Annotated in this window: 17 protein-coding genes; 12 read left to right on the top strand and 5 right to left on the bottom strand. The window is 73.1% G+C overall.

Features of this window, described 5'->3' with window-relative positions; translation table 11 throughout:
* Positions 1-31 precede the first annotated feature (31 nt).
* Complete coding sequence (locus ACRAKJ_RS37760) at positions 32-955, top strand: cation diffusion facilitator family transporter (RefSeq protein WP_438924916.1); 924 nt, start codon at positions 32-34, stop codon at positions 953-955.
* A 93-nt stretch (positions 956-1,048) separates the two neighbouring features.
* Here the strand turns inward: ACRAKJ_RS37760 and ACRAKJ_RS37755 are convergent, their stop codons facing one another.
* Complete coding sequence (locus ACRAKJ_RS37755) at positions 1,049-2,569, bottom strand: amino acid permease (protein ID WP_438924917.1); 1,521 nt, start codon at positions 2,567-2,569, stop codon at positions 1,049-1,051.
* An 81-nt stretch (positions 2,570-2,650) separates the two neighbouring features.
* On the opposite strand from ACRAKJ_RS37755, the gene ACRAKJ_RS37750 reads away from it, so the two are divergent.
* Entirely contained in the window at positions 2,651-3,961 is a 1,311-nt protein-coding gene (locus ACRAKJ_RS37750) for a glutamate mutase L (RefSeq protein ID WP_438924918.1), read from the top strand.
* Here ACRAKJ_RS37750 and ACRAKJ_RS37745 read toward each other — a convergent pair.
* Positions 3,906-6,293 carry a hypothetical protein gene (locus tag ACRAKJ_RS37745; protein WP_438924919.1) on the bottom strand — a complete coding sequence of 796 codons (2,388 nt, stop codon included), beginning with the start codon at positions 6,291-6,293 and terminating at the stop codon, positions 3,906-3,908. The two genes, ACRAKJ_RS37750 and ACRAKJ_RS37745, sit on opposite strands and share 56 nt — an antisense overlap.
* Before the next feature lie 128 nt (positions 6,294-6,421).
* On the opposite strand from ACRAKJ_RS37745, the gene ahcY reads away from it, so the two are divergent.
* Positions 6,422-7,885: an adenosylhomocysteinase gene (ahcY, locus tag ACRAKJ_RS37740; RefSeq protein WP_438924920.1), complete on the top strand. Its 1,464-nt coding sequence runs from the start codon at positions 6,422-6,424 to the stop codon at positions 7,883-7,885.
* Positions 7,886-7,930: 45 nt separating this feature from the next.
* Here the strand turns inward: ahcY and ACRAKJ_RS37735 are convergent, their stop codons facing one another.
* A complete protein-coding gene (locus ACRAKJ_RS37735; RefSeq protein ID WP_438924921.1) occupies positions 7,931-8,887 on the bottom strand; it encodes a hypothetical protein in 957 nt (318 codons plus the stop codon).
* A gap of 140 nt (positions 8,888-9,027) precedes the next feature.
* Between ACRAKJ_RS37735 and ACRAKJ_RS37730 the strand changes: the two genes are divergently transcribed.
* From ACRAKJ_RS37730 to secA, 7 genes are all read left to right on the top strand, one after another.
* Entirely contained in the window at positions 9,028-9,669 is a 642-nt protein-coding gene (locus tag ACRAKJ_RS37730) for a dTMP kinase (protein ID WP_438924922.1), read from the top strand.
* Between the two features lie 186 nt (positions 9,670-9,855).
* Positions 9,856-10,533, top strand: coding sequence for an MtrAB system response regulator MtrA (gene mtrA / locus ACRAKJ_RS37725; RefSeq protein WP_015104936.1), 678 nt, complete (start codon positions 9,856-9,858; stop codon positions 10,531-10,533).
* Between the two features lie 16 nt (positions 10,534-10,549).
* A complete protein-coding gene (gene mtrB, locus ACRAKJ_RS37720) occupies positions 10,550-12,289 on the top strand; it encodes an MtrAB system histidine kinase MtrB (protein WP_438924923.1) in 1,740 nt (579 codons plus the stop codon).
* The gene (locus ACRAKJ_RS37715; RefSeq protein WP_438924924.1) at positions 12,286-14,025 is read left to right on the top strand and encodes an LpqB family beta-propeller domain-containing protein; all 1,740 of its coding nucleotides are present in this window, start codon (positions 12,286-12,288) and stop codon (positions 14,023-14,025) included. The genes mtrB and ACRAKJ_RS37715 overlap by 4 nt, the downstream gene beginning before the upstream one ends.
* Positions 14,026-14,108: 83 nt before the next feature.
* Positions 14,109-14,735 (top strand): ComF family protein, encoded by a 627-nt coding sequence (locus tag ACRAKJ_RS37710; RefSeq protein WP_438924925.1) that lies wholly within the window; start codon positions 14,109-14,111, stop codon positions 14,733-14,735.
* 431 nt (positions 14,736-15,166) lie between these two features.
* The gene (hpf, locus tag ACRAKJ_RS37705) at positions 15,167-15,856 is read left to right on the top strand and encodes a ribosome hibernation-promoting factor, HPF/YfiA family (protein WP_438924926.1); all 690 of its coding nucleotides are present in this window, start codon (positions 15,167-15,169) and stop codon (positions 15,854-15,856) included.
* Positions 15,857-16,508: 652 nt separating this feature from the next.
* Positions 16,509-19,391 (top strand): preprotein translocase subunit SecA, encoded by a 2,883-nt coding sequence (secA, locus tag ACRAKJ_RS37700; RefSeq protein WP_438924927.1) that lies wholly within the window; start codon positions 16,509-16,511, stop codon positions 19,389-19,391.
* Between the two features lie 499 nt (positions 19,392-19,890).
* On the opposite strand, the gene ACRAKJ_RS37695 is transcribed toward secA, so the two are convergent.
* Positions 19,891-20,226, bottom strand: coding sequence for an Rv3235 family protein (locus ACRAKJ_RS37695; RefSeq protein ID WP_438924294.1), 336 nt, complete (start codon positions 20,224-20,226; stop codon positions 19,891-19,893).
* On the opposite strand from ACRAKJ_RS37695, the gene ACRAKJ_RS37690 reads away from it, so the two are divergent.
* Positions 20,155-20,700, top strand: coding sequence for an HAD-IA family hydrolase (locus tag ACRAKJ_RS37690; RefSeq protein ID WP_438924293.1), 546 nt, complete (start codon positions 20,155-20,157; stop codon positions 20,698-20,700). The two genes, ACRAKJ_RS37695 and ACRAKJ_RS37690, sit on opposite strands and share 72 nt — an antisense overlap.
* On the opposite strand, the gene ACRAKJ_RS37685 is transcribed toward ACRAKJ_RS37690, so the two are convergent.
* Positions 20,697-21,491: a TrmH family RNA methyltransferase gene (locus tag ACRAKJ_RS37685; RefSeq protein ID WP_438924292.1), complete on the bottom strand. Its 795-nt coding sequence runs from the start codon at positions 21,489-21,491 to the stop codon at positions 20,697-20,699. The genes ACRAKJ_RS37690 and ACRAKJ_RS37685 overlap by 4 nt on opposite strands.
* A 12-nt stretch (positions 21,492-21,503) precedes the next feature.
* Here ACRAKJ_RS37685 and ACRAKJ_RS37680 point away from each other — a divergent pair, with 12 nt between their 5' ends.
* On the top strand, positions 21,504-22,181 hold the full coding sequence (locus ACRAKJ_RS37680; protein WP_438924291.1) for a phosphotransferase: 678 nt from the start codon (positions 21,504-21,506) through the stop codon (positions 22,179-22,181).
* Positions 22,182-22,319: the final 138 nt, after the last annotated feature.

Here is a 22,319-nt window from a genome sequence, read left to right as displayed (position 1 = left end):
CAAATCGGACCAGGGCGTGTAGGGAGCAACCGTGTCAGCAGGGGGCGGTACCAAGGCGATCATCGCCGCACTGGTGGCGAACGCGGGCATCGCGATCGCCAAGTTCGTCGGCTTCTTGATCACCGGCTCGTCGTCGATGCTGGCCGAATCGGTGCACTCCGTGGCCGACACGTCCAACCAGGGCCTGTTGCTGCTCGGGCAGAAGACGTCCCGGCGCAGGGCGACGCTGAACCACCCGTTCGGCTTCGGCCGGGACCGGTACTTCTACTCGTTCGTCGTGGCCCTGATGCTGTTCAGCCTCGGCTCGGTGTTCGCCCTCTACGAGGGCATCCACAAGCTGGAGTCGCACGAGGAGCTGAGCAGCCCGCTGGTCGCGGTGGTCATCCTGGTCGTCGCCATCGGCCTGGAGACCTACAGCTTCCGCACCGCCATCGTCGAGTCGAAGGCGATCAAGGGCAACGCCACGTGGTGGCAGTTCATCCGCCAGTCGAAGGTGCCCGAGCTGCCGGTCGTGCTGCTGGAGGACGCGGGTGCGCTGTTCGGCCTCGTGCTGGCCCTGATGGGCGTCGGCCTGTCCACGCTCACCGGTGACCCGGTGTGGGACGCCATCGGCACCATCTGCATCGGCGTGCTGCTGGGCGTCATCGCGATCATCCTGATCATCGAGATGAAGTCGCTGCTCATCGGCGAGGGCGCGGCCCCGGCGGAGCTGGACGTCATCGTCGACGAGCTGGCGGCGGGCAAGGTCCAGCGCGTCATCCACATCCGGACCCAGTACATCGGCCCGGACGAGCTGCTGGTGGCCGCCAAGATCGCCCTGAACCCGGGCCTGGAGGTCTCCGAGGTGGCGCAGGCCATCGACGACGCGGAGCAGCGCGTGAGGACCAAGGTCCCGGCCGCGCGCCTGATCTACCTGGAGCCCGACCTGGACCGGTCGCCGGCCCAGAAGTCGTAGGGCCGCGGAACCGAGGAGGGGCGGCGAGCCGGTGTGCTCGCCGCCCCTCCTCCGTTCGGTCGGGTGGCCCGCCGGTGCGGGACCACCGCGCCGCTACGGGACCTCGTCCTCCTTCACCACGGGCACGGCGGTCGTCCCGCGCCTGCCCAGCAGCGAGTGGCGGCGGCCGTAGGCGAAGTAGACGACCACGCCCAGGGCCATCCACACCAGGAAGCGGACCCAGGTGAGGGCGGTCAGGTTCAGCATCAGCCACAGGCAGGCGAGGATCGCGAGGACCGGCACCACCGGGACGAGCGGCACGCGGAAGCCGCGCGGCAGGTCGGGGCGGGTCTTGCGGAGCACCAGCACGCCCGCCGACACCAGGATGAACGCGAACAGCGTGCCCACGTTCACCATCTCCTCCAGCTTGCCCGCCGGGAAGAAGCCGGCCGCGATCGCGACCAGGACGCCGACGACCAGCGTGATGCGGAACGGCGTGCCGTGCTTGCCGGTGCGGGCCAGGCCGCGCGGCACCAGGCCGTCGCGGGACATCGCGAACAGCACGCGCGTCTGGCCGAGCATCAGCACCATGACGACCGTGGTGAGGCCCGCCAGGGCGCCGACCGAGATCACGGTGGCCGCCCAGTCCACGCCGTTCGCCGAGAACGCGGTGGCGAGCGTGGCGCGGCTGCCGTCCGGCTGGGTGGCCAGCTCGGTGTAGGGCACCATGCCGGTGATCACCAGCGACACCGCGACGTACAGCACGGTCACGATGGCCAGCGAGCCGAGGATGCCGCGCGGCACGGCGCGCTGCGGGTCCTTCGTCTCCTCGGCGGTGGTGGCGACGACGTCGAAGCCGATGAACGCGAAGAACACCAGCGACGCGGCGGCCAGCAGGCCCAGCACGCCGTAGGTGGAGCCCTCGAACCCGGTGAGCAGCGAGAACAGCGACTGCTCCAGCCCGTGCGCGGTCGCCGGACCGGTCTGCGCGGGCGGGACGTACGGGCTGTAGTTCGCCATCTTGATGTAGCCGATGCCGAGCACGATCACCAGCAGCACCACGGCCACCTTGACCGCGGTGATCACCGCGGACACCCGCGACGACAGCTTCGTGCCCACCGCCAGCAGCACGGTCAGCACCGCCACCAGCAGCAGCGAGCCCCAGTCGACGTCCACGCCCCCGATGGTCGCGGTCGTCTTCACGTCCAGGCCGGCGTGGCCCAGCACGGTCTCCAGGTACACCGACCAGCCCTTGGCGACGGCCGCGGAGCCGACCGCGAACTCCAGCACCAGGTCCCAGCCGATGATCCACGCCGCGAACTCGCCGAACGTGGCGTAGGAGAACGTGTACGCGCTGCCCGCGACCGGCACGGTGGACGCGAACTCGGCGTAGCAGAGCGCGGCCAGCGCGCACGCCACGGCGGCCAGCACGAACGCCAGGGACACGGACGGCCCGGCGAGGTTGCCCGCGGTGGAGGCGGTGAGCGTGAAGATGCCCGCCCCGATCACCACCGCGACGCCGAACACGGTCAGGTCCCAGGCGGTGAGTTCCTTGCGGAGCTTGGTGTCCGGCTCGTCGGTGTCCGCGATCGACTGCTCGATCGACTTGGTGCGCCACAGCCCGTTCCCCGGCACGGCGTTCCCCTCCTCGGTGCGTTGGTCCGATCAGCCTAGAGGTGACCGGGGGCCCGCGAGGCCACCGGTAGTTTGCGCCGCATGACCGTGCTGTGTCTGGACATCGGCTCGACGTGGACGAAAGCGGCCGCGGTGTCGGGGGGCGGTGAGCTGCTCGGCACCGCGCAGCACGCCACCACCCCGCCGGAGGTGCTCCGGGGGATCGACGCGGTGGCCGGCGCGCTGGGCCCGGTGGACGAGGTGCTGGCCTGCTCGTCGGCGGGCGGCGGCCTGCGGTTGGCGGTCGTCGGGCAGGAACGCCTGGTCAGCGCCGAGGCCGGGTACCGGGTGGCGCTGTCGGCGGGCGCGCGGGTGGTGCACGTGTCGGCCGGTCCGCTGGACGGCGCGGGCGTGCGGGCGCTGCGCGCGGCCCGCCCGGACGTGGTGCTGCTGGTCGGCGGCACGGACGGCGGCGACGACCGCGTGCTGCTGCACAACGCGCGCCGGCTCGGCGCGAACCGCGTCGCGTGCCCGGTCGTGCTGGCGGGCAACGCCGAGGCGCAGCCGGGGGCGCTGGAGCTGCTGGCGGGCCGCACGGTGGTGCGCGCGGAGAACGTGCTGCCGGACGTGGGGGAGCTGAACCCCGGTCCGGCGCGGCGGGCGATCCGCGACGTGTTCCTGTCGCACGTGATCGGCGGCAAGGGGTTGTCGCGCGGGCCGCGGTTCCGCCGGCTGGTGCGGGCCGTGACGCCGGACGCGGTGCTGGGCGGGGTGTCCCGGCTGGCCGCGCGGGACCACGAGGGCGCCGTGCTCGTCGTGGACGTGGGCGGCGCCACCACCGACGTGTACTCCGCCGTGTCCACTGTGGAAGGTCCGGAGAGGACGGTCGCGCTGCCGCCGGACCGCCGCACCGTCGAGGGCGACCTGGGGATGCGGTGGTCGGCGGGCACGCTGGTCGCCGAGGCCCTCGCCGAGCGGCTGGTCACCGACGCCGAGGCGACCGCCCTGCGCGCGGAGGCGGGGGTCCGGGCGGCGCGGGTCGACTGGCTGCCCGAGGACCCGGCCGTGGACCACCGGCTGGCCGCGCTGGCCGCCGTCCTGGCCGTGCGCCGGCACCTGCGCCTGGTGGACGGGCGGCTGGGACCGCGCGGCGCGGGCCTGCTCGTGCTGTCCGGCGGCGTGTTCCGGCACGCGGCGTCGCTCGACGGGATCGAGGGGACCCTGCGCGCCGACCCCGTGCTGCGGCCCGTGCTGCGCGACGCCGCGGTGCTGGTCGACCGGGACTACGTGCTGGCCCCCGCGGGCCTGCTCGCCGCCGCCGGCCGGGAACGCGCCGCGGACCGCCTGCTCGACCGGCTCACCGCTGCTCCGGCGACGGGAACCGGAACGACGGCGACCCCGGCCGCGCGGTAGGCAGCACCGGCACGGGCCGCTCGCCCACCTCCAGGCCCGCCGCCAGCGCCACGGCGCGGTCCCACTCCGGGTCCGAGGTGTAGTCGGCGTGCCGGTTCACGCCCGGCGCCCACCGCCGGCCGGGGAACGGGCCGCGCTGCGGGTCGGGCAGCCAGTGGTCGCCGCCCAGCACCAGCGCGCCGGTCGGGCCGCGCTCGGCCGGCGGCAGGGCGCCCGACGTGCCGTCCGGGCGGAAGCCGGTGCCGAGCAGCATCCCGTCGTACACCTGCCGGTCCCACGTCGTGACCGCGCCGCCCAGCGGGTCGGTGCCCCGGCACAGCGCCCGCCACCGGCCGGCCAGGCCGCCGGACAGGGACGCCAGCGAGCTGTGCGGCACGACCGCCGGGAACGCCCGCGAGTACGCCCACTGGAGCTGCGACCCGGCCGTGACCAGGCCCAACCGCTCGGCCTGGTGCGGCGGCAGCTCCTCCAGCAGCCGGGCGGCGGCGACCGCGGCGAGCAGGCTGCCCTGGCTGTGCCCGGCGAGCACGACCCGCGTGCCGGGGTCGTCCAGGTGCTCCCGCACCCGCGACACCAGCTCCGGCACGACCTTCAGCGCGTAGCACGGCGGCACGACGGGGTGCGCCTCGCGCGGCCAGAACGCGGCCAGGTCGGCCAGCACCCCGACCTGGCGGGCGGTGTCCGGCCGCCGCGCGGCGAGCCACACGGCCCGCAGCAGCGCCAGCGCCAGCAGGGCCAGCACGACGACGCCCAGCCCGGAGAACGGCCACGCCCACTCGGGCAGGACGACCTCCCGGAGCCGCAGGAACGCCGCCGGCACCGCGCCGACGGCCAGCACGGCGGCCACGATCAGCACCACGTGGTGGCTGTGCCCGCGCTGCCACTCGGCCCACCACCAGGCCCGCGCGGCGCGCTTGAGGTCGCGGGCGCGCCCGGCGTGCAGCAGGGACGCCTCGCGCGCCCACTCCTTGTCCCGCCGCAGGGAGCTCCACCGCACCATCCCGGTGTACGCGGCGACCGCCACCCCGGCGAGCAGGGCCAGCACGCCGGCGACGCCCCACAGCAGCGCGATGTAGTCGTACCCGCGCGGCAGTTCGCCGTGCCCGAGCAGCCCTCGCAGGGTCAGCGCCACACCCGCGCCGAACCCGCCGCCCAGCAGCGCGGACACCGCCACCACCGGCGCCGCCATCCAGCCGCCCGCCCACGGCCGCAGCTCGCGCGGCTGCGCACGCCACGTGCGCCGGGCCAGCAGCGCCGCGGGCACCAGCAGCAGCCCGATCAGCGCGCACACCAGCGCCACGAGGGCCGCCACGACCTGCACGCCCAGGTCCGCGCCGGGCAGCTCCCGGGGCAGCCGGACCAGCAGCGCGGTGGCCGCGAGCAGCGCCAGCCACGCCGTGACGTGCAGCACGCGGCGCGGGCCGCGGCCGAGGGCGGCGCGCAGCCACCGGCCGCCCCGGTGCGGCGAACCGCCCGTCGGGTCGTCGAGCAGCATCGCGCCCAGCGCCGCCACCGCGACCAGCCCGACGCCCACCCACCGGCACGCGGCGATCGCGGCACCGTGCCAGCCGGGCGCGACCAGCGGGCCGAGCGGGCCGCCCAACGCGATCGCCACCCCCGTGCCCAGGCCCGCCACCAGGTGCAGGACCCGCAGCGACGGCGTGTCGGGGTCGGTGGCGACGTGCGCCCCGGGCAGCCCCGAGCCGGGCGCGGAGGACGCGGGCACGTCCCGCCGCTCGATGCGCCAGTCCACGCTGGACACCCGGTGCAGGACGAGCACGACCAGCGCGACCGGCGCGGTGCCCACCACCGCCCGCACCCACGGCGTCGCGGCCGGCCAGGACTGCCCCCACAGGCACGGCGAGCCCGCCGCCAGGCACTGCGCGGCCACCAGGTCGAGGCTGATCACGGTCACCTGGGCGATCAGCAGCACGGTCAGCAGCAGCGCCGCGAGCCGCAGCAGCGCCCGCAGCCCGATGCCCAGCAGGTGCGCGGGCAGGTTCCCGGCGGGCACCGGCGGCAGCATCCAGTGCGCCACGTTGGCCAGCGAGAACGGGAACAGCAGCGCCCACGTCGCCTTGGCCCACCCGCCGGAGGTCATGCCGCCCCACACGTACCCCTCGACCACGCGCGACACGGGCCGCCCCCCGGCCTGGAGCACGGGTCCGGGCGCGGGTCTGCGCAGCCGGTCGGCCGGGCGCACGAGGCGGCCCAGGCCGTCGCCGGCCACGTCCACCGCCGCCACGGCGTCCACCAGCGAGTGCGGCGTCGTGCCCTGCACGCCGTGCACCCGCAGCTCGACCACCCGCGTGTCGGGGCCGGGTATCAGCACAGGTCCTCCCCGCGAAACCTCACGTCAGCAGTGCCATGGTGGTCCATCCGCGCGCAGTTCACCGCGACCGCCGTGGCCCGGCGTGGCGGGCGGTAGGGTCGGGTCAACCCGAGATGGAGGAACCCGCGATGACCGCCGAGAGGCTCCAGACCCGCAACGGCATCGACTTCGCCGTGGCGGACCTCTCCCTGGCCGAGTTCGGCCGCAAGGAGATCCGGTTGGCCGAGCACGAGATGCCCGGCCTGATGGCGTTGCGCCGCGAGTACTCGGAGGTCTACCCGCTCAAGGGTGCGCGGATCTCCGGTTCGCTGCACATGACGGTGCAGACGGCGGTGCTCATCGAGACCCTGGTCTCGCTGGGCGCCGAGGTCCGCTGGGCGTCGTGCAACATCTTCTCCACCCAGGACCACGCCGCCGCCGCGGTCGTCGTGGGCCCGCACGGCACCGCCGAGGAGCCCAAGGGCGTCCCGGTGTTCGCCTGGAAGGGTGAAACGCTGGAGGAGTACTGGTGGACCGCCGAGGCCATGCTGACCTGGCCCGACGGCGGCGGCCCCAACATGATCCTCGACGACGGCGGCGACGCCACGATGATGGTCCACAAGGGCGTGCAGTACGAGAAGGCCGGCGTCGTCCCGCAGGCGGACGCGAACGACTCCGAGGAGTGGCAGATCTTCCTGGGGAGGCTGCGCGACTCCCTGGCGGCCGACACCGGCAAGTGGACCAAGATCGCCGAGGGGCTGCGCGGCGTCACCGAGGAGACCACGACCGGCGTCATGCGCCTGTACCAGCTGGCCGCCGCGGGTGAGCTGCTGTTCCCGGCGATCAACGTCAACGACGCGGTCACCAAGTCGAAGTTCGACAACCGCTACGGCATCCGCCACTCGCTGATCGACGGCCTCACCCGCGGCACCGACGTGCTGATCGGCGGCAAGGTGGCCGTGATCTGCGGTTACGGCGACGTGGGCAAGGGCGCGGCGGAGTCGCTGCGCGGGCAGGGCGCCCGGATCATCGTCACCGAGATCGACCCGATCTGCGCGCTCCAGGCGGCGATGGACGGCTACGACGTGCAGGTCCTGGAGGACGTGCTCGACAAGGCCGACATCATCATCACGACGACCGGCAACAAGGACGTCGTGACCGTCGACCACATGGCCCGGATGAAGCACCAGGCGATCGTGGGCAACATCGGCCACTTCGACAACGAGATCGACATGGCCGGTCTCCAGCGCTACCCCGGCGTGCGGCGGATCAACATCAAGCCGCAGGTCGACGAGTGGGTCTTCCCCGACGGCCACTCGATCCTGGTGCTGTCGGAGGGCCGCCTGCTCAACCTGGGCAACGCCACCGGCCACCCGTCGTTCGTGATGTCGAACTCCTTCTCCAACCAGGTGATCGCGCAGGTCGAGCTGTTCACCAAGCACGAGGAGTACGACAAGGAGGTGTACCGCCTGCCGAAGAAGCTGGACGAGAAGGTCGCGCGCATCCACCTGGAGGCGCTGGGCGGCAAGCTCACCAAGCTGTCGAAGGACCAGGCCGAGTACATCGACGTGGACGTCGAGGGCCCGTACAAGCCCGAGCACTACCGGTACTGACCGGTGCCCGCCGGGGCCGGGACCTCCTCGGGGGTCCCGGCCCCGTCACGTCCACTCGACGCCGATGCCCGCCACGCCGGGGCCGACGTCCTCGTAGTAGGCGCTGACGAACCCGCCGAGCCCGCAGACCAGCTCCTCCAGGTCCACCGGCGCCGCGTCGGCGTCCGCCCGGAACTGCTTGGTGCAGCGGGCGGGCAGGGCGCGGCGGTTGAACGCCACCTGCACCAGGTAGCCGCGGCACGGCTCGCGGAACGCGCGGCGGTGGCCCGGGGTCGGCCCGCCGGTGTCGTCGACCACGGTGAAGCTGAACACGTGCTCCTCGCCCTCGGCGAGCCTGCGGTCGAACAGCAGCTCGAAGGCGAGCCCGCGGGTGGCGACCTGGCGGCGCACCCGGCCGAGCCGGCACCCCTCGCCGGGCCGCACGAGGGCGTTGTCGACCAGCGACCCCTCGTCGCCCTGGTGCACGCCGAGGAACCGGTCGGGCCCGGCCCGGCCCGCGCGCACGACGAGCCGCGTGCTGATCGACCGCTGCTCCCGCTCCGGCCCGACGAGCACGGTGTCGTGCACGGACAGCAGCTCCAGGTCGGTGTTCGCGCCCAGGTCGCCGACGCCGTCGAACCCGTCGTGCCGGGGCGCGGTGGACACCCAGGCGGGCCGCGCCGGGTGGGGCTGGGGCCGGGTGCCGACGAGCGCGACCAGCGACTCGGGCGGCAGCCGCAGCACGGTCTCCAGCGCCCGGACGGTGGCGATGGCGCGCGGCACCTCGGGGTGGCGCAGCCCGCGCTGCCAGTAGCTGAGCGTCGACTGCCCCACCTGCACGCCGTGCTGCCCGAGGTGGGCGCGCAGCCTGGCCAGGGACAGGCCGCGGTGGGCGATGGCGTCGTGCAGCGCCCGGTGGAACGGCCCGTAGCGCAGCGTCTCGGCGAGTGCCCCGGGGAGCCCCCCGACCGGGTGGCCCGCCGGGTCGTCCACCGGTCTGGCGTGCCCCGAGTCCGCGGTCACCTGTGGACCACCCTTTCGCGCAACCGGAAATGGGCTTCACCGTAGTCACTCAATCTGGTGACCGAAAGGATCTATTGTCACTCGACTGGGCGATGTGATGCCGCCGAACGTGACCGACCAGCGCCCCTTAGGGTGTTCCCGTGGGAAAACTCGTCGTGATCGAGGGCCTTGACGGCGCGGGCAAGCGCACCCTCGCCCGGCTGCTGACCGACGCCTGGCAGCGGGCCGGCGCCGTGGTCGCGACCGGCGCGTTCCCCCGCTACGACGTGGACGTGCACGCCGACCTGGTGCGCGACGCCCTGCACGGCAGGCTCGGCGGCGTGACGGACTCGGTGCACGCCATGGCCGTCCTCTACGCGCTGGACCGGCGGGACGCGGCCGAGGGCATCCGCGCCGACCTCGCGCGGTGCGACGTCGTGCTGCTCGACCGGTACGTCGCGTCCAACGCCGCCTACGGCGCGGCCCGGCAGCACCAGGGCGCGGACGGGGAGTTCGTCGAGTGGGTGCGGGCGCTGGAGGTCGATCGCTTCGGCTTGCCGATCCCGGACCTGCACCTGCTGCTGCGCGTGCCCGCGGACGTCGCGGCGGACCGCGCGGCGGGCCGTGAGCGGCGGGAATCCCGGGAGCGGGACGTCTACGAGTCCGACGGCGGCCTCCAGGCGCGGTGCGCGGCGGTGTACGACGGGCTGGCGGCGGCCGGCTGGCTGGCGCCGTGGGAGGTGCTCGACGGCACCGCTGACCTGCGGGCCGACGAGGCGATCGCCCGCTGGTTCAGTCGTTAGTGTGACGCCGTAACGAAACGTCACCACCGGGCCGATGAGTCGCTGAACGATCCCGAGCGGCGAGGCGAGGTGGGGTCCGTGGAACGGCAACACAGATCGGTCACGTACCGGACCCGGGCGGCGACCAGCAGCGATGACCGCCGGTCGGTGCGTGGACCGCAGGCCACTAGTGGGACGATGTGGGGCATGAAGGCACGCGTGCTCGTCGTGGACGACGACCCCGCCCTGGCGGAGATGCTGACCATCGTGCTGCGCGGCGAGGGCTTCGACACCGCTGTGGTGGCCGACGGCGCCCGCGCGCTGCCCGCGCTGCGCGAGCTCAAGCCGGACCTGGTCCTGCTCGACCTCATGCTGCCCGGCATGAACGGCATCGACGTCTGCAAGGCGATCCGGTCCGAGTCGGGCGTCCCCATCGTCATGCTCACCGCCAAGAGCGACACCGTGGACGTGGTGCTGGGCCTGGAGTCCGGCGCCGACGACTACGTGGTCAAGCCGTTCAAGCCGAAGGAGCTGGTGGCGCGCATCCGCGCCCGCCTGCGGCGCACCGAGGCGGAGCCCGCCGAGGTGCTCCAGATCGGCGACCTCACCATCGACGTGCCCGGTCACGAGGTGCTGCGCGAGGGCAAGCCGATCCAGCTCACCCCGCTGGAGTTCGACCTGCTGGTGGCGCTGGCCCGCAAGCCGCGCCAGGTGTTCACCCGCGAGGTGCTGCTGGAGCAGGTGTGGGGCTACCGGCACGCGGCGGACACCCGGCTGGTCAACGTCCACGTGCAGCGGCTGCGCTCCAAGGTCGAGCGCGACCCGGAGCACCCCGAGGTGGTGCTGACCGTGCGCGGCGTCGGGTACAAGGCGGGCCCTCCGTGATCGGAGCCCGCCGGCGATGACCCCGCGTCTCCTCGACCCCGTGGTGCGTGAAGCGCGCCGCGGGGTCGAGCGCGCTCGACGCCGGGTGGCCGCGTTCGGCGAGCTGTGGCGCCGCTCGCTCCAGCTGCGGGTCGTGGTGTCCACGCTCGCGCTGTCCTCGGCCGTGGTGTTCGTGCTGGGCATGGTGCTCCAGGTGCAGATCACCGGGCAGCTGCTGGAGACCAAGATCGAGGCGGCGCTGCGCCAGGGCGAGGCGAGCGCGGCGGCCATCCAACCGGACCTCGCGGGCCTCAACCCCGGTCCGGACAGCGTGAAGACGCGGTTCACCACCGCGTTGAACAAGATCAACAGCTCCGGTGGGGACCTCGACCCCACCAGCCTGGGCGCGGGCGCCTTCGAACCCGTCCTGTACGACCCGGTCGGCGGCACCGGCTCCGACGGCCAGCCCGTCGCCGTGGGCCGCTGGCGCGACGTGCCCGTCGACCTGACCAGGATGCTCGACCGGGGCAGCGCCGGCTACCAGATCACCACCGTGGAGCGGGAGACCGGCCCGACGACCCTGCTGGTCGTGGGCAAGCCGGTGAACACCTCGACCCGCGCCATGCACCTGTACCTGCTGTTCCCGCTGACCGGCGAGCAGGCCACCGCCGAGGTCGTGCAGAACACCCTGGTCGTGGGCGGCGTCGTGCTGCTCCTGCTGCTCGCGGTGATCGCCAACCTCGTCACCCGGCAGGTCGTGCGCCCGGTCCGGCAGGCCGCCGAGATCGCCGAGCGCTTCGCCGACGGCGACCTCGACGAGCGGATGCCCGTGGTCGGCGAGGACGACGTGGCGCGGCTGGCCGAGTCGTACAACGAGATGGCCGCCAGCATCCAGCGGCAGATCCACCAGCTGGAGGAGTTCGGCCAGCTCCAGCGCCGCTTCACCTCCGACGTGTCCCACGAGCTGCGCACCCCGCTGACCACCGTGCGGATGGCGGCGGACGTGCTGCACGCGTCGCGCGAGCAGTTCCCGCCCGGCCTGTCGCGCTCCACCGAGCTGCTGGTCGACGAGCTGGACCGGTTCGAGTCGCTGCTGGGCGACCTGCTGGAGATCAGCAGGCTCGACGCGGGCGTGGAGGAGCTGGCCGCCGAGCTGGTCGACATCCGCGTGCTGGCCCGCCGCGCCCACGACGCGGTGCGCGCCATCGCCAACAGCAGCGGCACCACCATCGTCATGGACCTGCCCGACCACGAGGTGACCGCCGAGCTGGACTCGCGGCGCGTCGAGCGCATCCTGCGCAACCTGCTGGCCAACGCCATCGACCACGGCGAGGGCATGCCGGTCGAGCTGACCCTGCGCAGCGACGGCGAGGCGGTCGCGGTGACCGTGCGGGACCGCGGCGTCGGCCTGCGCGCGGGCGAGGCCGACCTGGTGTTCAACCGGTTCTGGCGGGCCGACCCGTCGCGCAACCGGCGCACCGGAGGCACCGGCCTCGGCCTGTCCATCAGCCTGGAGGACGCCCGGCTGCACGGCGGCTGGCTCCAGGCGTGGGGCGAGCGCGGCCACGGCGCGGTGTTCCGGCTGACCCTGCCCTGCCGGCACGGGCACGAGGTGCACTCCAGCCCGCTGCCGCTGGAACCGCCCGACCTGCCGCCGGTCGTCGTCGAACCCGGCGCGGACGAGCCGGAGCAGGTCGAGGAGGTCGAGCTGACCGAGGAGGAGATCACGTGGCAGCCCGCCGAACCGGTCACCGCCGAGCGCGAGGAGGTCCGGTGAGGCGGTCCGCGAGGGCGCTGCTCGCGCTGCCGGTCGCGCTGCTCGCGCTGTCGGGCTGCGCCGCGATCCCCACCCAGACCTCGCCCATCCCGGTCAACCCGTCCGCGGGCAACGCCACCGTGGCCGTCGCGCCCGAACCCGTCGCCGGCATCGACCCGCTGACCCTGGTCCGCGAGTTCGTCAACGCCGCCGCGAACCCCGAGAACGACTACGCCGCGGCCAGGGCCTACCTGACCTCCGAGGCCGAGAAGACCTGGGACACCAAGGGCGCGCCCGCGATCATCGAGACCACGTTCAACACCGTGCCCACGGCCGCCCTGTCCGACGACGACAAGCAGCGCACCGTGCTGCTCCAGGGCAAGAACGTCGGCCGCCTCCAGCTGGAGGACAACTCGTTCGTGCAGCAGCTCGGCAACCTGGAGACGCCCGTCGGCATCACCCGGGACGAGGGCGAGTGGCGCATCTCCGACCCGCCGGACGGCATCTTCGTGCCGCTCAGCGGGTTCCAGCAGAACTACCGGCGCGTGACGCTGTTCTTCTACGACCAGGACTTCGCGGTGCTCGTGCCGGACCCCCGGTGGGTGGTCGTCGCGCCGTCCACGTCGATCCCGAGCCGGGTGGTGAACCTGCTGCTCAAGGGGCCCGCGGTCGGGATGCGCGGCGCGTTGTCCACGGCCGTCCCGAACGGCGCGGCGCAGCGCAAGAACACCGCCGAGAACGACAACGGGGCGCTGGAGGTGGACCTGACGAAGGTCGGGGACATCACGGCCGCCGTCGGCAAGCAGATCGTGGCCCAGGTGGTGAAGTCCCTCGCCGGCGTGACCAGCAGCCGCGTGCGGGTGCTCGTGGAGGGCCAGCCGATCTCCCCCGACCAGGAGGAGTGGCGCACCTCCGACGTGCAAACCGGGGAGGCGCTGACCACCCCCGCCGCCGGGCTCGGCGGCCTGCTCGTGGAGAACGGGCGGATCAGGCGCGCCAGCGGCGAACCGGTGCCCGGCCCGGCCGGCGAGGGCGCCTACGAGGTGCTCAGCGGGGCCCAGTCGGTGGACGGCAGCCAGCTCGCCGTGGTGACCCGGGCCGGGTCCTCCGCGCGGCTGAGGGTCGGCGGCGTCCAGGGGGACCTGGCCCAGGTCGACCTGACCGCGAGCACCCTGACCAGGCCGACGTGGCTGCTCGGCGGGCGGCAGGACGAGCCGGGCAGCGAGGTGTGGACGGTCGTCGACGGTACCGACGTGGTGCGCGTGATCCGCACCGACAACGGGTGGACGGCGAACGCCGTGAACGCCTCGGAGCTGTCGCTGATCGGCAAGATCACCGAGCTGCGGCTGTCCCGGGACGGCACGCGGGTGGCGGCCGTGGTGGACGGGAAGCTGATCGTGGCGGCCGTCGTGCGGGGCCAGGACTCGGCGGTGTCGCTGCGCGCGCCCCGCAACCTCCAGCCGTCCGTGCTGGGCGCGTCCGCGCTGTCGCTGGACTGGCTGGCGCAGGACGTGGTGGTCGTCAGCACGTCGCTGGCCGCGTGGCCGATCGCGAAGGTCAACATCGACGGGATGCGGATCGAGCGGTACAACACCTCGAACCTGACCGTGCCGGTCAGGTCGGTGACCGCCGCGCCGGGGCGCAACGTGCTGGCGGTGGACCAGAGCGGGCTGTGGAGCGCGGGCGACGTCGGCGACGTGTGGCACGCGTCGGCGACCGCCGTGGCACCCGGGACGCTGGCCTTCTACCCCGGCTGACCTGCGGTTCCGTAGTTTCACCCGTTCGTGTCCGACGGGCTCGACCTGCGGTTTCGCCGGCACCGGCCGGCAGGGTCGTGCCCATGGTGATCGAACTGCTGTTCCCGTCCCGCTGCGCCGGCTGCTCCCGCCCGGGGTCCCGGCTGTGCCCGCCCTGCCTGGCCGCGTTCGGGCCGCCCAGGCCCGTCCCCGTGCCCGGCGCCGGCCCGCCGGTGTACGCGCTGGCCGACTACTCGGGCGCGGCGCGCGAGGCGCTGCTCGCGTTCAAGGAGCGCGGCCGGCGCGAGCTGGCCGCCGTGTTCGGCTCCCTGGTGGCCGCCGCCGTGCCGCTGCTGCCCGGCGCGGGGTCCGGCGCGTGCCTCGTGCCCGCCCCGTCCCGGCGGTCGGCGGCGCGCGCCCGAGGCGGTTCCCACGTGGTGGGAGTGGCACGTGCGTCCGGCTTTCCCGTGGCCCCCGCACTCGCATTCACGAAAGGCGTTCGTGATTCAGTGGGGCTCTCACCGGCGGCCCGCCGCGCGAATCTCGCAGGTCGCCTGCGTCTCGTTCCGGGGGGCCTCCCACCGCCCGGGAGCGCGGTTGTCCTGCTGGACGACGTGGTCACCACCGGTTCCACGGCATCCGCCTGCATTTCGATGTTGAAAACGGGTGGGTTCCGGGTATCCGTCGTTCTCGCACTGACTACTGCCCGACGAACCCACCCACACGGGTGAAACGGCCCGGGAACCTCCCGGACTCTTCGCCCGTTGGCCGGATATGACGCCCGCGCTGAGGCCGTTGGAGGTAACCGCTCTGCTGACGGATGACCGCGCACTGCTGGGCCGTTCGGGTGAGCGGCTGCCTTCGGGGTGTCCCACCGCGTCCGCGCGGTCGACAGCCGGTACCGGTTTCCGGTCGCTCTCAGTCACGAGCGGAAAATCTTCGAGATCCCCCGCCTCGGGGGCTGTCGCAGCGGCGAATACCGGGCTAACGTGCACCGCTATCAGCGTTCCCGGAACGCGGGGAGGAGGCGAACAGCCCATGACCCCGGCGCCGGTGGGAAGCCCGAGGGCAACCCTCCGCAACATGTCCGCGAAGTAGATCGCGAATACCGGTGCCAAACGATCACAAGCCACAGCTCGCCCCTAAGCGAGGGAGGTCGTGTATGGACATCGTCGTGAAGGGCCGCAACGTCGAGGTGCCCGATCACTACAGGGTTCACGTCGCCGAAAAGCTGGCCCGCCTTGAGCGCTACGACCGCAAGGTCATCCGCTTCGACGTGGAGTTGTTCCACGAACCCAACCGCCGGCAGTCCAAGAACTGCCAGCGCGTCGAGATCACCGGCAAGGGACGTGGCCCGGTGGTCCGCTCCGAAGCGTGTGCCGGTGACTTCTACGCCGCCCTGGACGCCGCGGTCGCCAAGCTCGAGAACCGTTTGCGCCGCTCGCACGATCGCAGGCGCGTGCACCACGGGCGACGTGGCCCGACATCGGTCGCCGAGGCGACCAGCGGTCTCGGGGACTCCCTTCCCCGCCGCCCCGACCACGACGGTCACGCACAGGGCATGTGGCTCGGCCGCACCGCCGTGCTGGAGACCACCGAACCGGAACCCGCGTACGAGGGCATGGCCGAAGTGCCCGCCCAGCGCTGGGAAGACGGCGTCGACGACAACCTGCCCGGCCGGGTCGTGCGCGAGAAGGAGCACGCGGCCAAGCCGATGACCGTCGACCAGGCCCTCTACGAGATGGAACTGGTCGGCCACGACTTCTACCTGTTCTCCGACGCGGACTGCGGACGTCCCAGCGTCGTCTACCGCCGGAAGGGGTTCGACTACGGCGTGATCAGGCTGGCCTGAGCGCCACCTGCCACAGTCCCCGCCACTCGACCTCGCGGCCCCCGGCGTCCCTTGCACGCCGGGGGTTGCCCCCTGACCGCCCCCGCCCCCGCTGGCCCGGCCCGGCCTGGCCCCGCCACCCGGTTCCGCCCCGCCGCTGGCCCGGCCCGGCCTGGCCCCGCCACCCGGTTCCGCCCCGCCGCTGGCCCCGCACCGCCGCCTGGCCGGGCCTGCCGCTGGCCCCGCACCGCCGCCTGGCCGGGCCTGCCGCCTCGCCCCACCTCGTCGCTCTGCGTGATCTTGTCGGCTTTCGCGGACCGGGTGCCGACCCACCGCCCCGACGTCCTCTCGCACCCCGCCCGTTCCCCGCCCGTCCTCCTCCCCGGTGCCGATCGGGCTCCGACCGGCGCACACCCCGCCCGTTCCCCCGCCCGCTCGCCCGCCCGGTGGGCGTTCCCCGCCGCACGCCCCCCGCGCGTCTCCCGCGCATCTCCCACGTGCCTCCGGTCGGCCGTCACAGGGCGTTTCGCACCCCTTCCTACCTGTGTCTGTGCACACACCTTCACGACTTGCCTACGATGGCGGGTGGTGAAGCCTCGTCATGCCCGTGACGGGGCAGTGGAAGGCGCCCGTCCCCCGGGCGCGTCGCGATGAGGTAATGAGGTCGACCCAGATGGTGCTGTCCCGACTGCTCCGCGCCGGCGAGGGCAAGATGCTCAAGCGCCTGCGCAACATCGCAGCGCACATCAACAACCTCGAAGACGACGTCATCGACCTCTCCGATGCGGAGTTGCGGGCGAAGACCGAGGAGTTCCGCAAGCGCTGCGCCGACGGGGAGAGCCTCGACGAGCTGCTGCCGGAGGCGTTCGCCGTCGTCCGCGAGGGAGCCAAGCGCACCCTCGGCCAGCGCCCGTTCGACGTCCAGCTCATGGGCGGCGCGGCGCTGCACCTCGGGCAGATCGCCGAGATGCGCACCGGTGAGGGCAAGACCCTGACCTCGGTGCTGCCCTCCTACCTGAACGCGATCGCCGGCAAGGGCGTCCACGTCGTCACCACCAACGACTACCTCGCCCGCCGCGACGCCGAGTGGATGGGCCGCATCCACCGCTTCCTCGGCCTGACCGTCGGCGCCATCCTCTCGGAGATGACCCCCGAGCAGCGCCGGGTCGCCTACAACGCCGACATCACCTACGGCACGAACAACGAGTTCGGCTTCGACTACCTCCGCGACAACATGGCGTGGAGCCGCGACGAGATGGTCCAGCGCGGCCACTTCTTCGCCCTGGTCGACGAGGTCGACTCCATCCTCATCGACGAGGCCCGCACGCCGCTGATCATCTCCGGCCCGGCCGACCAGTCGTCCCGCTGGTACGTCGAGTTCGCCCGCCTGGCCACCCGGATGCGCCGCGACACCCACTACGAGGTCGACGAGCGCAAGCGCACCATCGGCGTCACCGAGGCCGGCGTGCAGTACGTCGAGGACCAGCTCGGCATCGAGAACCTCTACGACTCGACCAACACCCCGCTCGTCGGCTACTTCCAGAACGCGATCAAGGCCAAGGAGCTGTTCGCCAAGGACAAGGACTACATCGTCCGCGGCGGCGAGGTCATGATCGTCGACGAGTTCACCGGCCGCGTCCTCGCCGGCCGCCGCTACAACGAGGGCATGCACCAGGCGATCGAGGCCAAGGAAGGCGTCGAGATCAAGGCCGAGAACCAGACGCTCGCCACGATCACCCTCCAGAACTACTTCCGCCTCTACGAGAAGCTCGGCGGCATGACCGGCACCGCCGAGACCGAGGCGGCCGAGTTCCACCAGACCTACAAGCTCGGCGTAGTGCCCATCCCCACCAACCGGCCGATGCAGCGCAAGGACCAGGCCGACCTCGTCTACAAGACCGAGGAGGCGAAGTTCGAGGCCGTCGCCGAGGACATCGCCGAGCGGCACGAGAAGGGCCAGCCCGTCCTCGTCGGCACCACCAGCGTCGAGCGCTCCGAGTACCTGTCGAAGCTCCTCGTCCGCAAGGGCATCCCGCACGAGGTCCTCAACGCCAAGCACCACGACCGCGAGGCGCTGATCATCGCCAAGGCCGGCCGCAAGGGCGCCGTCACCGTCGCCACCAACATGGCCGGTCGAGGCACCGACATCGTGCTGGGCGGCAACCCGGACATCATCGCCGACCACGAGCTGCGCGAACGCGGCCTCGACCCGGTGGAGAACCCGGAGGAGTACGAGGCCGCCTGGGCGAAGCTGATCGAGGAGGTCAGCGCCGAGGTCAAGTCCGAGTCCGAGGAGGTCAAGGACGCCGGCGGCCTCTACGTGCTCGGCACCGAGCGCCACGAGTCGCGGCGCATCGACAACCAGCTCCGCGGTCGCTCCGGCCGCCAGGGCGACCCCGGTGAGTCCCGGTTCTACCTGTCGCTCAAGGACGAGCTGATGCGCCGCTTCAACGCGGCCATGGTCGAGACCGTCATGACGCGGCTCAAGGTGCCGGACGACGTGCCGATCGAGCACAAGATGGTCACCCGCGCCATCCGCAGCGCGCAGACCCAGGTCGAGCAGCAGAACTTCGAGATCCGCAAGAACGTCCTCAAGTACGACGAGGTCATGAACGAGCAGCGCAAGGTGATCTACGCCGAGCGCCGCCGCGTGCTCGACGGCGAGGACCTGCGCGAACAGATCACCCACATGATCACCGCCGTGGTCGGCGAGTACGTCGACGGCGCCACCGCCGACGGCTACGCCGAGGACTGGGACCTCGACCAGCTCTGGACCGCGCTCAAGACGCTGTACCCGGTCAGCCTCGACCACAAGAAGCTGTTCGAGGAGGACGACGAGGACGTCGACCGCGAGGCGCTGAAGGCCAAGCTCCACGCCGACGCCCTCGCCGCCTACGAGGCCCGCGAAGCCGAGATCGACGGCCGGGTCGGCCCGGGCGCCATGCGCGAACTGGAGCGCCGCGTCCTCCTCTCCGTCCTCGACCGCAAGTGGCGCGAGCACCTCTACGAGATGGACTACCTCAAGGAGGGCATCGGCCTGCGGGCCATGGCGCAGCGCGACCCGCTGATCGAGTACCAGCGCGAGGGCTTCGACATGTTCAACACCATGTTGGACGCCCTCAAGGAGGAGTGCGTCGGCTTCCTGTTCAACCTCCAGGTCGAAGCCGCCGAACCCGCCCCGCCCGCCGCAGCCGAACCCCCCGTCCAGGTCTCCCTCGCCAACGGCGGCCCCCTGGCCGGCAGCCGAGCCCGAGCCCGGGCCGCCGCCGCGGCAGCCGCCCAGCAGGAAGCCGAAGCGGCCGCCCAGGCCCCCGCCGGGCCGGCGCTGGCGCAGCTCCAGAGCGGGAACGCCATCCCCCCCGCCCTGCGCGGCAAGGGCCTGGAAGGCCGAGGCGGCCAGCAGGGCCTCACTTACACCGGCCCGTCGGAGAGCGGTGACGCCGAGACCAGCGGCGCCACCCCCACCCAGGGCGGCAATCAGGCCGGCACCCGCAAGGAACGCCGAGCCGCGGCCCGCGCCCAGGCCAAGGGCCAGCGCAAGGGCCCCCGCGAGTAGCGCCCCCGGCAACCGGCCCCGGCCCCGGCCCCGGCAGATAACCCAACGCACCGCACGTCGCGGTGCGCGCACGCACAACGCACAGGTGGGGTGGTGCCGAGACTCCCTCGGCACCACCCCACCTGCGTAACCTCCCCGCCCGGGCCCGGGCCTGCGCGCGCCACCGCGCCAGCCGCCACCGCGCCAGCCATTGCCCGCGAGCCATCGCCACCGCGACCCTCGCCTGCGGTCGCGCGGTCGCGCGGTCGCGCGGTCGCGCGGTCGCGTGGGCTCGGCGGTCGGCGGTCGGCGGCGGTGGGGGAGCGGCGGTGGCGGCCCTGTGGCGGTGTCGGCGGTGGGCGTGTGTGGCTACCGGGCCGTCATCGGCAGTGGGGACGTGGGGCGTCGGGGGCGTCGGGTAGGGGATGGTCGTGGTGTGGTCGGGCCTCCTCTTCGTTCCAACCGATGTCGGTAACGGCGTTTCCGTACATTTTCATGGTCATGTTCACCCGATCGTGGCTCACGGCAGCAGGTGGAACTCGGTGCACTGCCAGCGGGTGCCCGAGTGCTCCACCCGGGCGGCGAAGGCTCGGGTCCTGGTCGGCAGGTGCAGCGTCCCCGCCAGTTCCGCCTTGCCGGGCGCGATGTGGCACAGCCGGTACCGGCCCAGGCGGGTGGTGGTGGGGGTGGTCGGGAACTCCTTGAGGGCCTTGGTCGGGAACAGCGGCGCGAGTTGCTGCGGCGGCCGACGACCCGACAGGGCCTCCACCAGCGGGATGAGGAAGTGGCGGGCGTCCAGGGGGCTCGGGGTGCCGGGCTGCGGCGAGCTGGGCAGGGCGCGGAGGCGTGGTGGCATGCTGAACCGAGGGGGGCGGTGCGGTTTACGTACCTCGATCACCCGAAGGAGTTATCTGTGCGGGGACTGGTGCTCGACTTCGGCGGGGTGCTGACCGACTTCGGGGACGACCACGGTGCCGACGAACCGCCGCTGGTCGGGCTGGTGCGGCAGGTCCGCCGGTCCGGTGTGCGCACGGCCGTCCTGTCGAACGCCGACGGCCTGTGGGCACCGCCCCGCGCCTGGGCGCCGCTGTTCGACGTGGTCATCACCTCGGGCGACGTGGGCATGGCGAAGCCGGACCGCCGGATCTACCTGCTCACCGCCGAACGGCTCGGCCTCGACCCCGCCGACTGCGTCTTCGTGGACGACCTCGCGGTGAACGTCCGGGGCGCGGCCGCGGCGGGCATGGTCGGGGTGCACCACCGGACGGTCCGCGCCACCGTCGAGGAGGTCGAGATCCTGCTCGGGACCCCGGTGGCCGGGGAGGGCTAACCGCGGCGGCGGGCCACCTCGAAGCACAGGACGGCTGCCGCTGTAGCGACGTTCAACGATTCAACACCGGCCGACATGGGGATGGACAGCCACCCCGTCACGTGCGGCCGCACGTCGTCCGAGATGCCCGCGGTCTCGCTGCCCAGCACGAACGCCGCGCGCGCCGGCAGGTCGGCGGTGAACACCGAGGACCGCGAGGACGCGTCCAGGGCGTACACCGGGTACCCGGACGCGACCAGCGCGGCCACGGCCTCGGCGGCGGTCGCGCACTTCAGGATCGGGGCCCGGAACGCGACGCCCGCCGACGCCTTCACCACGAGCGGGTCGAGGGAGGCCACGCCCCGGCGCGGCACGACGATGCCCTCGATCCCGGCGGCGGTCGCGGTGCGCAGGATCATGCCGACGTTCGCGGGCGTGGTGATGCCGTCCAGGACGAGCACGGTGCGCGGCGCGGACCGCAGGCCGACCTCCAGCGGTCGCATCCGGGGCGCCACGACGTCCGCCAGCACGCCCTGGTCCTGCTTGCCGTTGCCGGCGAGCACCTTGACCCGCTGCGCCGTGGCCCGCTGCACGGCCACGCCCCGCCGTGCGGCGGCGTCGAGGATCTCGCGGGCGGCCTGACCGCGCGCGGTGTCGGCGAGCACGACCTTGTCGACGTCGAGCGACGGGTCGTCCAACGCCTCCAGCACGGGCTTGCGGCCGTACACGGTGACGAACTTGTCCTTGGGGGATACGTCCACCCGGTAAGTGTCCAACACCCGTTTGGGGCTTGTTTCTCCGCTGTCAATCATGATGATCGTCACATGACACCGCGCGACGAGGCGCACCGTCTGCTGGCCTCCGGCCGGGAGGCGGACGTCTACCTGCGTCCGGACGGCCTGCTGGTCAAGCGCGACCGGGCCGGGCGCGACCCGGGACCCGAGGCCGAGCTGATGCGCTACCTGCGCGGGCACGGCATACCGGTGCCGAGGGTGGCGGACGTGTCGGAGACCGACCTGGTCATGGAGTACGTGCCGGGTCCCCGGATGTCGCAGGAGCTGGACGCGAGGCCGTGGCGCGCGTCCGCGCTGGGGCGCGAACTGGCCGAGCTGCACCACAGGCTGGACGACGTGCGCCCGCCCGACTTCCTCGGCGCGGGCGACGGCGGTGGCGGCGGCTTGGTGCACCTCGACCTGCACCCCGGGAACGTGGTGATGGGCCCCGAGGGCGCGGTGGTGGTCGACTGGGCGTGCGCGGCGCGCGGCGACCGGCGGGTCGACGTGGCGATGAGCTGGCTGGCGATCGCGGTGGCGCCGCTGCGCCCCCTCAAGCGGCTGGCCCGCGCCCGGTTCCTCCGGGGGTTCCTGTCGGGCACGGACGCGGGCGTGCGGCGCGCGATGCCGACCGCGGCGGCGATCAGGTTGGCCCGGCACCAGCGGGACGACGACGAGGTGGACGCGGTGCGCCGCCTGGTGGCCGACTGCGCCGACTGGAGCGACTGACCCGGGCCACCGGACCGGGGCAGCCGACCCGAGCAGCCGACCCGAGCAGCCGACCCGAGCAGCCGACCCGGGTGACCGGCCGGAGCGACCGACCCGAGGAACCGACCCGAGCAGCCGGCCGGGGCGACCGACCCGGGT

It is taken from the genome of Saccharothrix sp. DSM 118769, from assembly GCF_052936295.1.
Note: the sequence above shows the minus strand (reverse complement) of the source record. Positions and strands in the feature narration are given on the sequence as shown.